Origin of the sequence: Parvibaculum sp. (genome assembly GCF_030694575.1) — a bacterium.
Lineage (GTDB): Bacteria > Pseudomonadota > Alphaproteobacteria > Parvibaculales > Parvibaculaceae > Parvibaculum.
Genome location: NZ_JAUYUS010000021.1, coordinates 1 through 16,056 on the forward strand (window position 1 = coordinate 1; position 16,056 = coordinate 16,056).

The following is a 16,056-nucleotide window of genomic DNA, read 5'->3' on the forward strand; positions in this document are numbered from 1 at the left end:
GAAGACGGATCAATACCGGATGCTTGCCGAGGAAAACCGCGTCAGCATGCGCCTTCTCGCACCGCTGCGCGGCGATATAGTGGATCGTTTCGGCCGGGTGCTGGCCTCCAACCGGCAGAACTACCGTGCGATGTTGATTTCGGAACAGACGCCGGACGTCGAAGCGACGCTCGACCGGCTGTCGCGCATCATCGAGATCGACGACTTCATGCGTAAGCGCATTCTCCGCGACATCCAGCGCTCGCCGCGTTTCATGCCGGTGACGGTGGCCGAGGGTCTCTCATGGAGTCAGTTCGCGCAGGTGAACATCAACGAACCCGATCTTGCCGGTATCCAGCCGGATGTCGGTGAAACCCGTGACTATCCGCACGGGGAAGAGCTTGCGCATATCCTCGGCTATGTCGCTTCCGTTTCCGAAAAGGACCTTCAGGCAGCGCGCGAGGACCAGCCGCTTCTGAAGCTGCCGGGTTTTCGTATCGGCAAGGAAGGCATCGAGAAGACCTACGACAAGGAACTGCGCGGCATCGCGGGTTCGAGCCATGTCGAGGTGAATGCCTATGGCCGCGTGATCCGCGAGCTTTCAAAGGATCCCGGCAAGGCGGGTAGCGAAGTCGTGCTCACGCTCGATATGGATGTCCAGAAGTTCGCGTGGAACCGGCTGAAGGGCGAGTCCGCCAGCTCCGTCGTGCTGGATATCCATACCGGCGACGTCATCTCGTTCGTGTCGGCGCCCGCCTACGATCCCAACCAGTTCAATATGGGCCTCAGCACGCAGCAGTGGACCTCGCTCGTCGAAAACCCCTACAAGCCTCTCGTCAACAAGGCATTGGCGGGTATGTATCCGCCCGGGTCGACGTTCAAGATGGTCGTCGCCATGGCGGCCGTCGAGGCGGGCATCGATCCGAACCAGCGGGTTGTCTGCCCGGGGCATTATTCGCTTGGCAGCCATGACTTTCATTGCTGGAAGAAGGGCGGTCATGGCGCCCTCAACATGCATGAAGCGATCAAGCATTCCTGCGACGTCTATTTCTACGACACCGCAAAGCGCATCGGGATAGAGGCGATCGCCGACATGTCGCGGCGCTTCGGTCTTGGCGCGATCTACGATTTCGAGGTGCCGGGCGAGAAGCCGGGCCTCGTGCCCACGCCTCAATGGAAGCGCGCGGCGAGGGGCGAGCCCTGGCACCCGGGCGAAACGGTGATCGCGGGTATAGGCCAGGGATACCTGCTGGCTACTCCGCTGCAGCTTGCCGTCATGACGGCGCGGATCGCCAATGGCGGCTTCGCGGTGACGCCCCACCTTACGCGCGCTATCGACGGCCAGTTGCTGCCGGTGAAGCAACCGCCTCCGATAGGTGTCAGCGAGCGCGCCATCGCGATCGCGCAAGGCGGCATGAACGCGGTGTCGAACGAGATCGGCGGCACGGCCTACCGGTCGCGCATTCCGGACCCCGGCATGGAACTCGCCGGCAAGACAGGTACCGCGCAGGTGCGCCGCATCAGCCGGGCGGAGCGCCTGACGGGCGTCCTGAAAAACGAGAATATCGAGTGGCGTCAGCGCGACCACGCGCTTTTCGTCTGCTTCGCGCCCGTCCATGCGCCGCGCTATGCAATGTCGGTTGTGATTGAACATGGCGGCTCAGGCTCCGGTGCGGCCGCGCCCGTTGCGCGCGATATCATGCATGAGGTGCTGATGCGCAATCCGGTTCGTCCCCAGGCCACCATGCCGCCCGAGGGCGGACCGAAAACGGCGAGGGCAGGCTGATGCTGGATCTCCGTCGCCTCACTGGCCATGAACTGCGGCTGAGCGAAAAGCTGGTCGAATTCAACTGGGGCTTTCTGCTCCTGCTCACGCTCATCGCGTCGATCGGTTTCGCGATGCTCTATTCGGTGGCGGACGGAAATTTTTCGCCGTGGGCCTTGCGCCAGGCAACACGTTTTGCGCTCGGGGCCTGCATCATGGTCACCGTTGCCGTCATCGATTTGCGGCTCTGGATGCGGCTCGCCTATCCGTTGTACGGGCTGGCGCTCGTTCTGTTGATAGCGGTCGAGATCGTCGGCTTCACGGGCATGGGCGCGCAGCGCTGGCTCAATCTCGGCTTCATCCAGGTGCAACCCTCCGAAATCATGAAGGTGACGCTGATTCTGGCGCTTGCCCGCTATTTCCACGGGCTGACGCTCGACGAGGTGTCGCGAATCAGAAACCTCATCATACCGCTCGCGCTTGTCGGCGCTCCTGTCGGGCTTGTCGTCCTGCAGCCGGACCTGGGGACGGCTGTCCTCCTGATAGCCAGCGGCGCCATTCTCTTCTTCTCGGCCGGTTTGCGCTGGCGCTATTTCATCTTCGCAGGGGCCGGCGTTCTTGCCGCGATCCCGGTCATCTGGAGCCGGCTCCACGACTATCAGCGCAACCGCGTCTTTACCTTCCTCGACCCGGAAAGCGATCCGCTCGGCACCGGCTACCACATCCTGCAATCCAAGATCGCGCTCGGCTCGGGGGGCATTTTCGGCAAGGGCTTCATGGAAGGGACCCAGAGCCAGTTGAATTTCCTGCCCGAAAAGCACACCGACTTCATTTTCACGATGCTTGGAGAGGAACTGGGGCTGGTGGGGGGGCTTGCGTTGCTTGCCCTCTATTTCATCGTGCTGATGTTCTCGCTCAACGTCGCGATGCAGTGCCGTAACCAGTTCGGACGGTTGCTCGCCATCGGCGTCTCGATGACCTTCTTCCTCTATGTCTTCATCAACACGGCGATGGTGATGGGGCTTCTGCCGGTCGTGGGCGTGCCGCTTCCGCTCGTCTCCTATGGCGGGACGGCGATGCTGTCGCTGATGTTCGCCTTCGGCCTGCTGATGAGTGTCTATATCCACCGGAATCTTGAAATATCGCGTGGCCCGAGCGCCTTCTGGTAGGCCGGAAAAGCGGGACTTTACGACTCTTTTCCACCCGGCGGCGGTGTCGCTGGACAGGCCTCAATTCGTTTGCTATAGGCACCGCTCCCCCACAAAACGAGTGGCCGGGATGGTGGTACTCACCGGCCGCTCAGGCGGCACGGCGGGCGCATAGCTCAGTTGGTAGAGCAGCTGACTCTTAATCAGCGGGTCCCAGGTTCGAGTCCTGGTGCGCCCACCAAAAATCCCAAACAGCCCCGGTCCCGATGCGCCAGGCATCCCGACTTCTCATACCGCCAATGCAAAACGGCCCTGGAGCGAACCAGGGCCGTTTTGTCTCAAAGGCTGGTAGAGAAGGTCAGGAGGCGGTCGACTGGCGCCGGCTCTGCTGGCCGCTCTTCTGACCGTTCTTCGGGCCATTCTGGGCACGGTTGCCGCCGCCGCCGGGCTTGCCGCCGAAACGGCGCTGTTTGCCGGGCTGGCGGTTGTTGTTGCCGTTGCGGGGGCCGCCGCCGTTACGGTTGCCCGAACGCTTGGCTGCCGGCTCGCCGGTAGGGACGGCGACCTGCTCGCCGAGCCATTCCGTCGTGTCGACGATCGTCAACGGGCGCTTCGTCAGCTTTTCGATGCTTCGCAGATGCGCGCGCTCGGAAGCGTCGCAGAAGGAGAGGGCGATGCCGCTCTTGCCCGCGCGCGCCGTGCGGCCGATGCGATGCACGTAGCTTTCCGGCTCGTTCGGCAGTTCGTAGTTGATGACATGCGTGATGCCGGAGACGTCGATGCCGCGCGCGGCGATATCGGTCGCCACGAGAACGCGAGCCTTGCCGTTTCGGAACATGTCGAGCGCGCGCTGACGGGCGCCCTGCGACTTGTTGCCGTGGATGGCTTCCGAAAGCACGCCCGACTTGTCGAGCTGTTCGCTCACGCGGTTGGCGCAATGCTTGGTGCGCGTGAAGACGATGACGCGGGACAGCTCGGAATTGTCGAGCAGCTTCGCCAGCAGCTCGCGCTTGCGCTTGCCATCGACATGGAGGACGCGCTGGTCGATCTTGTCGACTGTCACGACTTCCGGTGTCACTTCGACGCGCACGGGCTGTTGCAGGATTTCGTCGGCCAGATGTTCGATGCTCGACGGCATGGTTGCCGAGAACAGCAGCGACTGACGCTGGCGCGGCATGGCGGCGATGATCTTGCGAACGTCGCGCACAAAGCCCATGTCGAGCATGCGATCGGCTTCGTCGAGCACGAGGATCGAGGTGCGGCCGAGATTGACGTGCTTCTGGTTCATGAGGTCGAGCAGGCGGCCCGGCGTCGCCACCAGAATGTCCACGCCGCCCGTCATGGCCTTTACCTGGCGGAACTGGTTCACGCCGCCGAAGATGACCGTGTGGCGCAGCTTGAAGTTCTTGCCGTAGCTTTCGATGCTCTGGCTGATCTGCATCGCGAGTTCGCGGGTCGGCGCGAGTATGAGCGCGCGCGCTTCCTTGGGTTGGCGCTTCTCGTTCTTGGCGGCGAGCAGCTGCAGGATAGGCAGTGCGAAGGCGGCCGTCTTGCCGGTGCCGGTCTGGGCGAGGCCAAGCAGGTCGCGGCCTTCGAGAAGGGCGGGAATGGCCTGGGCCTGGATAGGGGTGGGGGTTTCGTAGTTGCTGGCCGCAAGGGTGCGGCAGAGCGGTTCGGCAACGCCGAGGTCCGCGAAAGTTACAGTCGTCATAAAAACTCGTTCTTTCAAGTCAAACGTCGTGCGCCCGGCCACAACGGCCGGCGCTTTAACGCGGGTTCTTGCCGCGTTCCAACGCGCTTGGAATCGGGAAGGGGTCGAATTGTTTCGGGATCAGGCGGTGCCGAAGGGCAGCGCAAAGCGCGCACACGAAAACAATTGAGCGTGACATGGGCCTATTTGGCCGGAATGTCAAGCGAACCATGGTGAAACCGCATTAAAACTGCCGGGAATGAGCCATAAACCATCTGCAGCAGATTGTCGCGGGAGACGGGAGTGGGCATCATCGCGCCACCCGAGAAAACGAGCGGAAGATTCGGATGATTACCGCCTACATACCCGCCGACGGCATGCTGAAACCGGTTTCCCTCGCTGCGGGCGAGGCCATTCCGGAGGCAACCGTCTGGATAGATATGCTGCAGCCGACGGACGAAGAACTTGTCTTCGTCGATCGCGAGCTCGATCTCGATGTCCCGACGGAAGAGGACATGCGGGAAATCGAGATAACGAGCCGCCTCTATCAGGAATCCGAGGCGCTCTACATGACGGCGACGATGATTACGCAATCGGATATGCCGCAGCCGATCAGCGTGCCGGTTTCCTTCGTGCTCTCGAGACATCGCCTTCTGACGCTGCGGTACGCCGAGCCGTTGCCATTCCGCGTCTATGCGGCGCAAGCGCTCCGTCACAGCATGCCGTGTTCGACGGGCGAGGATGTGCTGGCGGGCCTGCTCGACGCCATCGTAGACCGGGTGGCCGACATTCTCGAGAAGGTCCAGGTCGATATCGAGACGCTTTCGAACGAGATTTTTGCACATGAGCGCAGGGGGAAGAAGGACTACAACGCCATTCTCTCCCGCATCGGGCGCGGCCATGCGTTGACCTCGCAGGCGCGTGAAAGCCTCGTCAGTTTCGGGCGGCTCGTCGGTTTCGTGGCGCGGCCGAGCGAGGTGAAGCTGACGAAATCCGCCGAGCGGGGCTTCAAGAATATCGCAAGGGACGTAACCTCGCTCAGCGACCATGCAAGCTTCCTTGCCAACAACATCAACTTCGTGCTCGACGCCACGCTCGGCCTTATCAACAACGAGCAGAGCAGCACCATCAAGATTTTCTCCGTCGCCGCCGTCGTTTTCCTGCCGCCGACATTGATCGCCAGCATCTACGGCATGAATTTCGAGTTCATGCCGGAGCTGACATGGGTTTACGGATACCCGATGGCGCTCGGGCTCATGGTGCTGTCCGCGGTGCTACCTTACATGTTCTTCAAATATCGTGGATGGCTATGAGCGGCGCGCCGGCACGGACGGAATGGATCTGGATACGTCATGCGCCGGTGCAGGGGCAGGAGAGCCGCTATTACGGCCATCTCGATGTCGCGCCCGAACCTGTCGATCCCGCGCTCGCGGCCGCCATCGCCCGGCGTTTGCCCGCCGTTGCCGTTTGGCTCTCCTCACCGCTCACGCGCACGCGGGCGACGGCGCTTGCGCTCAGACCCAGCGCCGACCCGATCCCCGTTAGCGATTTCAACGACCAGAATTACGGTCTCTGGCAGGGGCGCGGCTTTAACGACGTCTTCGCGGCGAACAGGACGCTCGACTGGACGCACCCCGCTGAAATTCTTCCCCCGGAAGGCGAAAGTTTTGTCGACGTCGCGACGCGCGTTTTCGACGGCATCGAACGGCTGACTGCGCATTACGCCGGTCACACCATCGTTTCGGTTGCCCACGCCAATGTCGTCCGGGCGGCGATTGCGCATGCGCTCGGGATCGACCTCGCCACGGCATTGCGCATCGAGATTGCACCGCTCTCGATCACGCGGCTTGGTTGCCGTATCGTGGACGGGGCCGCGCAATGGAGCGTCGGCTGCATCAATCTGGAACTTGCGGGATGAAAACGCGCCTGCCGGAAGCGGCGGATATTCGTGCGGCGGCAGCACGGATTGCCGGCGTTGCCGTGCGGACACCGCTACTGGAGTTTCCCGCGCTCAATGCACGGGTGGGCGGCCGCGTCTTCGTAAAGCCGGAAGTGTTGCAGCGCACCGGCTCCTTCAAGTTCCGTGGGGCCTATAACCGTCTGTCGCAGCTTGCGCCGGGCGAAGCATCCGGCGGTGTCGTCGCCTGGTCGTCGGGCAATCATGCGCAGGGTGTCGCGGCGGCGGCGAAGCTTCTCGGCGTGCCCGCCGTCATCGTGATGCCGTTCGACGCGCCGCCGATCAAGATCGCGCGCACGCGCGGCCTCGGCGCGGAGGTCGTCCTCTACGACCGGCTGAAAGATATCCGGGAGGAAATCGGCCGGCGCATAGCGGCGGAGCGCGCCGCAGTCATCGTGCCGCCCTATGACGATCCGGACATCATCGCAGGGCAGGGAACGGCGGCCCTCGAGATCGCGGAGGATGCGTCGCGGCTGGGCGTTGCGCTCGATGCGGTGCTGGTGCCGGCCGGCGGCGGCGGGCTTGCGGCGGGGACAGCGCTTGCCATCGGTGCAGCGATGCCGGATGCGAAGGTCTGGTGCGTCGAGCCGAGGGCGTTCGACGATCATGCGCGCTCATTGAAGGGCGGCACGCGCGTTTCCAACGGGGCGGCAGCGGAACCTTCCATTTGCGATGCGCTGATGGCGCCGATGCCGGGCGAGATCACCTTCGCGATCAATGCGCCGCGCCTTGCGGGCGGGCTCGCCGTCACCGATGCGGAGATCGAGGCGGCGATGCTTTTTGCCTTCGAGGAGATGAAGCTTGTCGTGGAGCCGGGCGGGGCGGTTGCGCTCGCCGCGATCCTTACCGGCGAGCTGGACGTGAGGGATGCCGCTGTCGCCATCGTCCTCAGCGGCGGCAATGCCGATCCGGCGCTGTTCGCGCGCGTGATCGCGGGCGCCTAGGAGCGGCCCGCTTCTTCTTCCCACAGGGCAATGGCGCGGTCGACCCGCTTTTCCATTTGCCCGAGCGCGTCGACGATGGCGCCTATGCGTTTCCCCGTCATTTCCTGATAGGCCGATGCCATGAAAATGCCGGTCGCATGCGTTTCGATTTCGTCGCAAAGATCGGCATCGGCGCCGCTGCCGCGCAATGTCTCGCCGATTTCCTGCAGACGCTCGGCCGCCATGACGATGTCGCTTGCGGCGCGCGCCGCCGTTTCGGCGATGGCGGCCAGCTCTTCCGGTCCCGTGCAGGCGTCGTTGTGACGGCTGCACGGCTTCACGGCGGCCACGGTCTCGTGGGCCGCGCCGACTGCGCGGCGCATCTCCTGCATCTCGTGATAGAGGAAGCCGAAGCGCGCGTCCGCGCCGGTTTCGCGTGCGAGGTCGTAAAGGCGCTCGATGGCGCCGATCACTTCGCCGGTATCGGCCGTCCGGTTGCGTTTCGCGAATTCCTGCAGGAACCAGCGGCCACGCGGCGTTTCCAGCACGGCCCGCTCGATGGCCGCATACTCGTCCTCGGTTTCGATGGCCAGCGCGGCATTGCTCATTTGAGGCTCCGGTGCCGGGCGTCCGGCGGATGGAAAGCCGCTATTATCGGGACGATTGGTTTCCTATTGGTTGACCGGCGCTTGCCGCCGGCGCCGGGACGTGCGAGGGAAACGGCAGCGCGACAGGGCAGGGCTCCGGGATGAAACTTCCTATCGATATCGAGACGGTCAAAGGCTTCATGGACGCGGCCGAGGGACAGGCGCTGCACGAGGCGGCGCTGGAGGCGTCCCGCTTTGGGCCGGTGCTGGAGATCGGCTCCTACTGCGGCAAGTCGACCGTCTATATCGGAACCGCCTGCCAGCGGAGCGGTGCGGTGCTTTACGCGCTCGACCATCACTACGGCTCGGAAGAAAACCAGAAGGGCTGGGAACACCACGACGAGGCGCTCTACGACGCCGAGACGGACCGCCTCAACACCTTCCCGCTGTTCCGCCGGACGATGCGCATGGCAAAACTCGAAGACACGGTGGTGCCGCTCGTCGCGCCTTCTGCCGTGGTCTCGAAAGGCTGGGCGACGCCGCTCGCGATGGTCTTCATCGATGGCGGCCATGGCATGGAGCCGGCGCTCACCGACTACCGTCTCTGGGCGCCCCGCGTCATGCCTGGCGGCATCCTCGCAATCCACGATGTCTTTCCCGACCCGAAGGACGGCGGCCGCCCGCCCTATGAAATCTACAAGATGGCGCTGGCGTCGAACCTGTTCGCGGAAGAGCGTGTGGTGAAGAGCCTGAGGCTACTCCGCCGCCTCGGCTAGCGTGCGTTCGGCGAAGAGATGTGCGGCGGGGGTCATGCCGGTGATCGCATCGGTCGCAAGGATGACGGCGGCGGCCGTCCATGCGGGTTTCTCGGCGGGCCAGGCCACTTCGTCGGCGAACTGATAGCCCATCCAGTAGGCGCCGCAATCGGCGCGCCACTGATGCTGCCATGAAAGCATGGCTTCCGCCTTCTTGCGCTCGCCGGCGACGAGAAGGGCCATGGTGAGTTCGGAGCTCTCGGCGATCGTCACCCAGGGCTGGTCCATCACGCAGCGGCAGCCCTTGCCCTCCGCGACGAAGATGTCCCATTTCGCGGCGAGGCGCTTGCGTGCCGCCTCGCCGGTCAGCACGCCCGCGAGAACCGGGTAGTACCAGTCCATCGAATAACGGTCTTTCGGTTCCCATGTGCGGTCGAAACGGTGCGGCTTGTCGCGCAGCGCTTCGCCGAGCCGCGCGCGTGCCGTCATCCAGTCGCGTGACGGATGTCCGAGTTCGCGTGCAATTTGCGCCGCACATTCGAGGCTCTTGTAGATCGATGACGAGCCTGTGATGAGGGCATCGTTTTCCGGCGTATGCGGATCGTCGGCCGCCCACCGGATTTCGCCATGCTCGCTCTGATAGGAGAGGACGAATTCGATTGCAGCCTTGACATGCGGCCAGATGCCCGCGAGCCATTTGCGGTCGCGCGTCACGAGGTAATGATGCCAGACGCCGGTCGCGATATAGGCGGCGAAATTCGTGTCGCGAATATGGTGGCCCGCGTCCTTCTCCTCGCCGGTGAAGCGTTGCTCCTCCTCGTCGAAGGGCACGGCGCTCCCGAGCTGTCCCCACCAGGACCCGTCCTTCAACTGCGTTTCCGCGAGGTAGCGGAAGGCGCGGCGCGCGTGTTCGATCTCGCCGAGCACCGTCAGGCCCATCGCGGCTTCCGTGTGGTTCCACGGGTCGATCACGCCGCCGTCGTACCAGGGGATCGCGCCATTGTCGCGCTGGAGTTCGACGATGCGCGCGCGCGAGCCTTCAAAGAAATTATCCGGAACGCGGTCTCCCCAGGTGAGATGCGTCATGCTTACGCCGCTCCCTTGGTGAAGTAGAGAACGACGCTCTTGCCCATCAGCGGGCCCGCGAGTCTTTCCAGCGCGCGCGTCAGCCAGGGACCCTGCAGGATGTCCCATTCGAGGAAGCGTTTGTAGAGATTGACGATCTTCACATCCTCGCGCTTCACGCCGACGGCGCATTTGAGCCACCAGTATGGCGAATGGAGCCCGTGCGCGAAATGGCGATGGAAGAAAGAAAGGCCGCGCGCCTCGACGGAACCCTTCAGTTCGCTTTCCCGGAAAATGCGGACATGGCCGCCGGGCTCGTTGTGATAGTCGTCGGAAAGCTTCCAGCACACCCATTCGGGGAAGAAGCGGGGTACGCTGATCGCCAGCGTGCCGCCCGGCTTCAGGATGCGGTCGATCTCCGCCACGGCCTGCTTGTAGTCCGGGATGTGCTCAAGCACTTCGGAGCAGACGATCTTGTCGAAGCTCGCATCCGGGAAGGGCAGGGACAGCGCATTGCCGACAGTCAGCGAGAAGGAGCGCTTCGTCTCGGGGTCCATGTCGGGACAGGTGCCGAAGCCGTCGCGCGTGCGGCGCACGTCCTCGAAGCCGAGGTCGAGCCCGACCACATGGCACTTCGCGTAGTAATACATGGCATGGACATGCCGGCCTGCGCCGCAACCGAGGTCGAGCGCGCGCTGGCCGTCCTCAAGCCCGAGCACGTTCAAGTCGATTGTCTGCATCTCTGATTGTCTGCCTGTAAATGTCGGCGCATTCGCGCGCGGCGCGTTCCCATTTGAATTTCGCGAGAATGCGCTCGCGGCCGGCCCGGCCGTAAGCCTCGCGCATCTCCGGATTGTCGAGCATGGCGGCAATCGCGGCGGCGAGCGCCGGCGGATTGGAGTGCTGCACCACGATGCCGGCATCGCCCACGACTTCCGGCAGCGAGCCGCCATTGGTCGCAATCACCGGCGTGCCGCAGGACATGGCCTCACCGCACGGAAAGCCGAAGCCTTCGTAAACCGAAGGCGATATCGCGATGGTCGCCTCATTGTAGATCGTGGCGATATCCTCGTCGGTGACGCCGCTCACGAACTCCACCTTGTCCATGATGCCGTAGGTGCGCAGCTCGTCCGTCGTATTGCCTTCGCGCAGACGGCCGATCACCTTCAGCTTGAGGTTCGGCCGCGTCTTCAGCAATTCCGCATAGGCGCGGATGAGATAGATCAGTCCCTTCAGCGGCACGTCGGCGCTGGCGCAGGCGACCAGAAGATCGTCGCGCCGCTTCACATGCGGCATCGGGCGGAACTGGACGTGGTCGATACCGTGCAGCACGAGGCGTGTCTTCGAAACGTCGACGCCGAATTCGCGCACCACGTCACGGCGTGTACTTTCCGACACCACGATCAGCGGGTCGAGCTGGCGGGCCACCTTGATCTGCATGTTGAGGAAGGAATACCAGCGCCGCTTCAGCAGTTTCAGCGACAGCGTTTTCGCATGCTCTATGTCGATGCGGCGGTCCATCGTGATCGGATGGTGGATCGTGCCGACGATTGGCAGGCCCATGTCGCGGAGCTTCAGCAGGCCCCAGCCCAGCGTCTGGTTGTCGTGACAGACGTCGTACTCATCCACGGTGCCGCGTACATAGCGCGCCATGCGCTCGCAGAACGTATAAGGCTCGGAGAAGCCGCCGGTCGCGTGGCTGAACCATTCGAACAGGTCGATCGGGTAGGCAAACATCCAGGGCCGGAGCGAGCGGATCGGATGCGGGTTCGCGTAGAGATCGAGCGAGGGCAGTTTGATGAGCTTCACGCGCGGATCGAGTTCGGGGTAGGGCGGGCCGGAGATCACGTCCACATGGTGGCCGAGTTCGACCAGCGCCTTGGCGATGTGGCGCATATAGACGCCCTGTCCGCCGGTGGTCGGATTGGAGCGGTAGCTCGGTAGCAGGATGCGCAACGGCGCGTCGCCGGAAGCCGCCGCGAGGCGCGGGCTTTCCGGGAGGGTCTTGACGGCAGGCGCGGCCAGCGCGGCGTCCTCGGTGTCGCGCTCAAGCGCCTGCGACATACATTTGTCCCTTGTCTTTTCGTGGTACCCGCGGCGCCGGAAGCGCTCACGATCCGCCGCCTATCTAAGCCCATGCTGCGGCGCATTCAAATCGCCGCGGATCATATCGGGTTCGTTTGTGAGCAACAACCCGCTAACAAGAATGTAAGCGAGCCGCTTTAGTTAAGCCGTCGCCTCGGCTGAGGCGGCGTTTCGCCCGGTTCGGGGGCTGCGCCGGACTGGTGGTGAACGATCAACCAGCCGTCGCCGCTCCGTATGAAGATGTTGGTGGCGAGCAGGTAGTCCTGCGCGATCCGCTCATAGCAGATGACGATCCCGGTGTCCTGATGAATGCCCGCGCGGGCATGCAGGCATTCGATGTCGGGGCTCGCGGGCCCGGTCAGAATGGCGTGCCAGCTCTGCAGCACGGCGTCCCGGCCCTCCACGGGCGGCCAGCCGGGATGGAGGCAGGTCACGGGTTCGCGCTCCGCCCACAGCGCGTTCATCAGCGAGACGTCCTTGTCCGCGAAGGCCCGATAGAAGGTCGCGTTGGCGAACAGCAGGGCGGCGCGGTCGCGGGCTATGGAACGGCCAGTGCTCATTTCCGGGCCATGGTGTGTTGTGTGAGCCAGCTTACCAGCGGCGGCCGGCATTTGCATGTCTGTCCCGGATGTTACGCGAAGCCCGGGCCCTCCGTCGCGTAGCGATAGAGGCCCGCGGCATCGAGACCGAGCGCGACGAGATTCGTGGTGAATACCAGCACCAGATAGAAGCTCCACGGCTCCCTCATGCCATCCACGGGATTGCGCCAGACGAGCCAGCAGAGAAGCGGCGCCCAGATCGACAGGTGGACGAGCGCCAGAAGGGCGGTGAAGCCGGACAGATCGAAAACGAGGGCGAGGAGCGGGAGACCGGCAAGCCATGCCGCGAATATCCATCGAGCCTCCATCCGCGTGAAGATGAACAGGAGGGCGGCCGAATTGATGAAGGCCAGCCAGTAGATCCAGCCGCGCAACGCGTCGGGCGCCTGCGCAATCTGCTCCGCGAGACCCTCGATAGCGCTCATATCCCCCTCCGGCGACAAAATGACCGATTTTGCATTTTCGGTCAGTTTGCCGCCGGGGATATGCCCGCACAAGTCACATTATGGAGATCAGCCGAAGCGGCGCTTCAGCCAGTCGATCATCAGCCGGTTCAGTTCTTCCGGCTTCTCCGCCTGGGTCCAGTGACCGCAATCCGCGATGATGTGCTTTTCGAGATCGGGCACATATTGTTCCATGCCCGCCGTCATGGCGGGCGAAAGCACCACGTCGTCGGCGGCCGAGATCATCAGCGCCGGTGCCGTCACCTTCTGCACCAGATCGGCGCTGCGCTCCCAGTTGCGCGTGAAGTTGCGATACCAGTTGATGCCGCCTTCCCAGCCGCTCTTCTCGAAGGCGGCGGTGTAGTAGGCGAGTTCCTCGCCGTTGAGCAGCGGCTTGCCGCGCCATTCTTCTTCCGGCGTGTCGAGCGCCTTGATGAAGGCGAGGTTCTTGTCGGAGGCGGGCAGCTTCTCCCATTCCTGCATCGTGATGCCGGAGCGGCGATAGAGGAAGTTCAGGGTGCGCTTCGTATCCGCGCCGAGTTTCTTTTCCGCTACACCGAACTTCTGGAAATAGACGATGTACATGTCCTCGCCGAACATCATCCGCATCGCCATGATCGGGTCGACGGGGCTGCGCGGCAGGAAGGGTGTGTTGACGCCGATCACGCCGGCTACGCGGTCCGGATGCATCAAGGCCGACTGCCAGACCACCATGCCGCCCCAGTCGTGGCCGCAATAAACCGCTTTGTCGATTTCAAGCGCATCCAGCAGGCCGACGAGATCGCCCGTCAGATGTTCCATGTCGTAGAGCGGCACGTTTTCCTCGCCCTTCGGCCCGCCGGTATTGCCGTAGCCGCGCTGGTCCGGCGCGATGACGCGGAAGCCGGCCTTGGCGAGCGCCGGTATCTGGTGGCGCCACGAATAGGCGAGTTCCGGCCAGCCGTGGCTCAGCAGCACGGGCACGCCGTCTTTCGGGCCGTCCTCGTAGATGGCCATCTTGATGCCGTTCGTGTCGATATATCGCGGCTCGGGAAATTTCACGGCCGTCCCCCTCTGTGTTTTTGTGTTCCGAAATTCTTCAGGCCGATTTCAGCCGCTCGAAGTCCGCCGTCGGCGAAAGACCGAGCGACGACAGCATTTCGGGACGGTCGGGCCCGAGCTTCGGCGGATAGAGATCGGCATTACGTTTCTTGCCGCGCGCCCATGTCAGCAGCACTTTCGAGACGTTGCGCGGATCGCGTATCCATGTGTTCGGCGGATCGACCATGTGGAAGGCGCGCATGAAGGCGCGCAGCAATTCCACGTCGCCGCGTATCGCCGGCATGATCGCGTCTTCCGCGAAGCTCTTGAATAGCCGCGCCTTCAGGCCGGGCTTGTAGTCCGGATCGAGCGCGTGGCGCGCGCGCCGCGTTGCCGCCACATCCTGCTTCACCATGTCGTCGTAGTGCTGGCGCAGTTCGGTCGCGAGCCTTGCGTGATAGAGGCGGGCGCGGGTGCGCGGATCGTTCGTCTTTTCCAGCGTGTCGCGCAGTGCTTCCGCCGCGATGGCGGCGAAGGAGCAGCCGCGCCCGTAGAGCGGGTTGGTGCGGATCACGCTGTCGCCGATGGGAAAGAAGTCCAGCACGCGCGGCTCGCCTTCGTTCGTCATGTGCCGCCAGCGGCTCACCAGTTCGCCCATGCCGAATACGCGGCTTACCGGCTCGGATGTTTCCGGCGCGGTCCATGAGGCGATGCCGGGAAGTTGCGCGCAGACGGCGTCGAAATTTTCCGGCCGCACGACCGCCTTGCGCAGTTCCATTTCGATTTCGGGCACGGCGAGCGTGATCGAGAAGCAGCCATTGTCAGCGGGGAAGAGGCCGTATTTGATGAAGCCGAGATCGCCTGCGCCCGGCACTCTGGTGCGGGCCGGTTCGCTCACGCCGTCGCGCAGGCGGTAATGCCGCGTGAAATAGAGAATGCCCGCGCGCTCGGTCTCGTCCGTGATGTCCGCGCCGCGTTTGTTCAGCCATTCGATGATCTGGCTGTTCTTGCCGGCCGCGTCGACCACGATGTCGGCCGGCCAGTCCTTGGTCTCGCCGTCCTGTTCGACGCTGACGCCGGTCACGCGCAGCTTGCCGCTTTCATCCGTCTCCGTCAGCACGTCGCGCACCAGCGCGCCGGTAACGAAGCGGATGTTCTGCTGGCGGGCCGCATAGCGCCGCATGATGAGTTCGAGCGTCGTGCGGCGGCTCGTCAGGATCGTCATGTCCTCGTCGCCGGGTACGGGCGTGTATTTATCGCGCAGCGCCATCGGCAGGTTGTCGGCAAACGCGATTTCGCGGCAGCCGGCGCCCAGGAGGTCCGCCATCAGGTCCGGATAGTTGTCGCGGATCAGCATATGGAGCCGCGCGAGGAAGGCGTGGCTGTGGCGAAGGTGACCGACGCCCTTGCGCTCCCAGCCTTCGAAAGCCTCGTCGGCGGAGGTGTCGGGCGGTGGCGGGTCGCGTTCCAGCACGGTCAGTTCGCGTCCTGCGCGGGCAAGCGCCAGCGCGGTCGACAGACCGGCAATACCGCCGCCTATCACCAGTATCCGTTCGTGCATCTCAACGCCTCCTCACCCCGGCCCGCATCGACCGTTACAAAACTAGACCACGGTCTAGTTAAAATAGGAAGCGTTTTCGGTTCTGTCCAGAGGCCGTTTTGTGCGGGTTTGTCTATCAGGCGCCGGGCGTCTTCAGCGACCATGCGGCAAGGGCGAGCGAGAGCCATCCTGCGAGAAAGGCGACTCCGCCCACGGGCGTCACCAGCACCAGCGAACGGCTGCCGGTGAGGCCGAGATAATAGAGCGAGCCGGAAAACAGAATTGTGCCGGCCACGAATGCCCAGCCGGCGATCGCCGCGAAGGTGCCGCCGCCCTGTGCCGCGACCCACGCGACCGCGAGCAAGGCAAGCGCGTGGTACATCTGGTAGCGCGCGCCCGTCTCGAAGACCGCGAGTTCGGCGGGGCCGACGCGGCTCTGCAATCCATGCGCCGCGAAAGCGCCGAGCGCGACCGAGAACAGGCCGCTCAATGCGCCGATG

Annotated in this window: 16 protein-coding genes and 1 tRNA gene; 7 read left to right on the forward strand and 10 right to left on the reverse strand. The window is 63.8% G+C overall.

Annotated features, from left to right (window positions below; translation table 11 throughout):
- The 3 genes from mrdA to Q8S60_RS03515 form a co-directional block, all read left to right on the forward strand.
- Nucleotides 1–1,765, forward strand: a 1,765-nt coding sequence (mrdA, locus tag Q8S60_RS03505) for a penicillin-binding protein 2 (protein WP_305668372.1), incomplete at its 5' end; no start/stop codon positions are given.
- A complete protein-coding gene (rodA, locus tag Q8S60_RS03510; protein ID WP_305276545.1) occupies nt 1,765–2,913 on the forward strand; it encodes a rod shape-determining protein RodA in 1,149 nt (382 codons plus the stop codon). The genes mrdA and rodA, both read left to right, overlap by 1 nt.
- A 144-nt stretch (nt 2,914–3,057) precedes the next feature.
- A tRNA-Lys gene (locus tag Q8S60_RS03515) sits at nt 3,058–3,133 on the forward strand.
- A gap of 117 nt (nt 3,134–3,250) precedes the next feature.
- Here Q8S60_RS03515 and Q8S60_RS03520 read toward each other — a convergent pair.
- On the reverse strand, nt 3,251–4,603 hold the full coding sequence (locus Q8S60_RS03520) for a DEAD/DEAH box helicase (protein WP_305276546.1): 1,353 nt from the start codon (nt 4,601–4,603) through the stop codon (nt 3,251–3,253).
- 326 nt (nt 4,604–4,929) lie between these two features.
- On the opposite strand from Q8S60_RS03520, the gene Q8S60_RS03525 reads away from it, so the two are divergent.
- From Q8S60_RS03525 to Q8S60_RS03535, 3 genes are read left to right on the forward strand one after another with little or no spacing between them, the layout of a single operon-like run.
- On the forward strand, nt 4,930–5,895 hold the full coding sequence (locus Q8S60_RS03525) for a magnesium transporter CorA family protein (protein ID WP_305276547.1): 966 nt from the start codon (nt 4,930–4,932) through the stop codon (nt 5,893–5,895).
- Entirely contained in the window at nt 5,886–6,500 is a 615-nt protein-coding gene (locus Q8S60_RS03530) for a histidine phosphatase family protein (protein ID WP_305276548.1), read from the forward strand. The genes Q8S60_RS03525 and Q8S60_RS03530 overlap by 10 nt, the downstream gene beginning before the upstream one ends.
- The gene (locus Q8S60_RS03535; RefSeq protein WP_305276549.1) at nt 6,497–7,483 is read left to right on the forward strand and encodes a threonine/serine dehydratase; all 987 of its coding nucleotides are present in this window, start codon (nt 6,497–6,499) and stop codon (nt 7,481–7,483) included. Before Q8S60_RS03530 ends, Q8S60_RS03535 begins: the two co-directional genes overlap by 4 nt.
- On the opposite strand, the gene Q8S60_RS03540 is transcribed toward Q8S60_RS03535, so the two are convergent.
- Complete coding sequence (locus Q8S60_RS03540) at nt 7,480–8,070, reverse strand: hypothetical protein (RefSeq protein ID WP_305276550.1); 591 nt, start codon at nt 8,068–8,070, stop codon at nt 7,480–7,482. The genes Q8S60_RS03535 and Q8S60_RS03540 overlap by 4 nt on opposite strands.
- Nucleotides 8,071–8,210: 140 nt before the next feature.
- Between Q8S60_RS03540 and Q8S60_RS03545 the strand changes: the two genes are divergently transcribed.
- Nucleotides 8,211–8,825 (forward strand): class I SAM-dependent methyltransferase, encoded by a 615-nt coding sequence (locus Q8S60_RS03545; protein ID WP_305276551.1) that lies wholly within the window; start codon nt 8,211–8,213, stop codon nt 8,823–8,825.
- Here Q8S60_RS03545 and Q8S60_RS03550 read toward each other — a convergent pair.
- The 8 genes from Q8S60_RS03550 to Q8S60_RS03585 form a co-directional block, all read right to left on the reverse strand.
- A complete protein-coding gene (locus tag Q8S60_RS03550) occupies nt 8,805–9,890 on the reverse strand; it encodes a prenyltransferase (protein WP_305276552.1) in 1,086 nt (361 codons plus the stop codon). The two genes, Q8S60_RS03545 and Q8S60_RS03550, sit on opposite strands and share 21 nt — an antisense overlap.
- Before the next feature lie 2 nt (nt 9,891–9,892).
- A complete protein-coding gene (locus Q8S60_RS03555; protein ID WP_305276553.1) occupies nt 9,893–10,609 on the reverse strand; it encodes a class I SAM-dependent methyltransferase in 717 nt (238 codons plus the stop codon).
- Nucleotides 10,575–11,933 (reverse strand): glycosyltransferase family 4 protein, encoded by a 1,359-nt coding sequence (locus tag Q8S60_RS03560; RefSeq protein WP_305276554.1) that lies wholly within the window; start codon nt 11,931–11,933, stop codon nt 10,575–10,577. The genes Q8S60_RS03555 and Q8S60_RS03560 overlap by 35 nt, the downstream gene beginning before the upstream one ends.
- Before the next feature lie 158 nt (nt 11,934–12,091).
- Complete coding sequence (locus Q8S60_RS03565) at nt 12,092–12,514, reverse strand: nuclear transport factor 2 family protein (RefSeq protein ID WP_305276555.1); 423 nt, start codon at nt 12,512–12,514, stop codon at nt 12,092–12,094.
- Between the two features lie 71 nt (nt 12,515–12,585).
- The gene (locus Q8S60_RS03570) at nt 12,586–12,978 is read right to left on the reverse strand and encodes a hypothetical protein (protein WP_305276556.1); all 393 of its coding nucleotides are present in this window, start codon (nt 12,976–12,978) and stop codon (nt 12,586–12,588) included.
- A gap of 87 nt (nt 12,979–13,065) precedes the next feature.
- A complete protein-coding gene (locus tag Q8S60_RS03575) occupies nt 13,066–14,037 on the reverse strand; it encodes an alpha/beta fold hydrolase (RefSeq protein ID WP_305276557.1) in 972 nt (323 codons plus the stop codon).
- A 37-nt stretch (nt 14,038–14,074) separates the two neighbouring features.
- Complete coding sequence (locus Q8S60_RS03580; protein ID WP_305276558.1) at nt 14,075–15,577, reverse strand: NAD(P)/FAD-dependent oxidoreductase; 1,503 nt, start codon at nt 15,575–15,577, stop codon at nt 14,075–14,077.
- A gap of 115 nt (nt 15,578–15,692) precedes the next feature.
- Nucleotides 15,693–16,056, reverse strand: a 364-nt coding sequence (locus tag Q8S60_RS03585; RefSeq protein ID WP_371134299.1) for a DUF423 domain-containing protein, incomplete at its 5' end; no start/stop codon positions are given.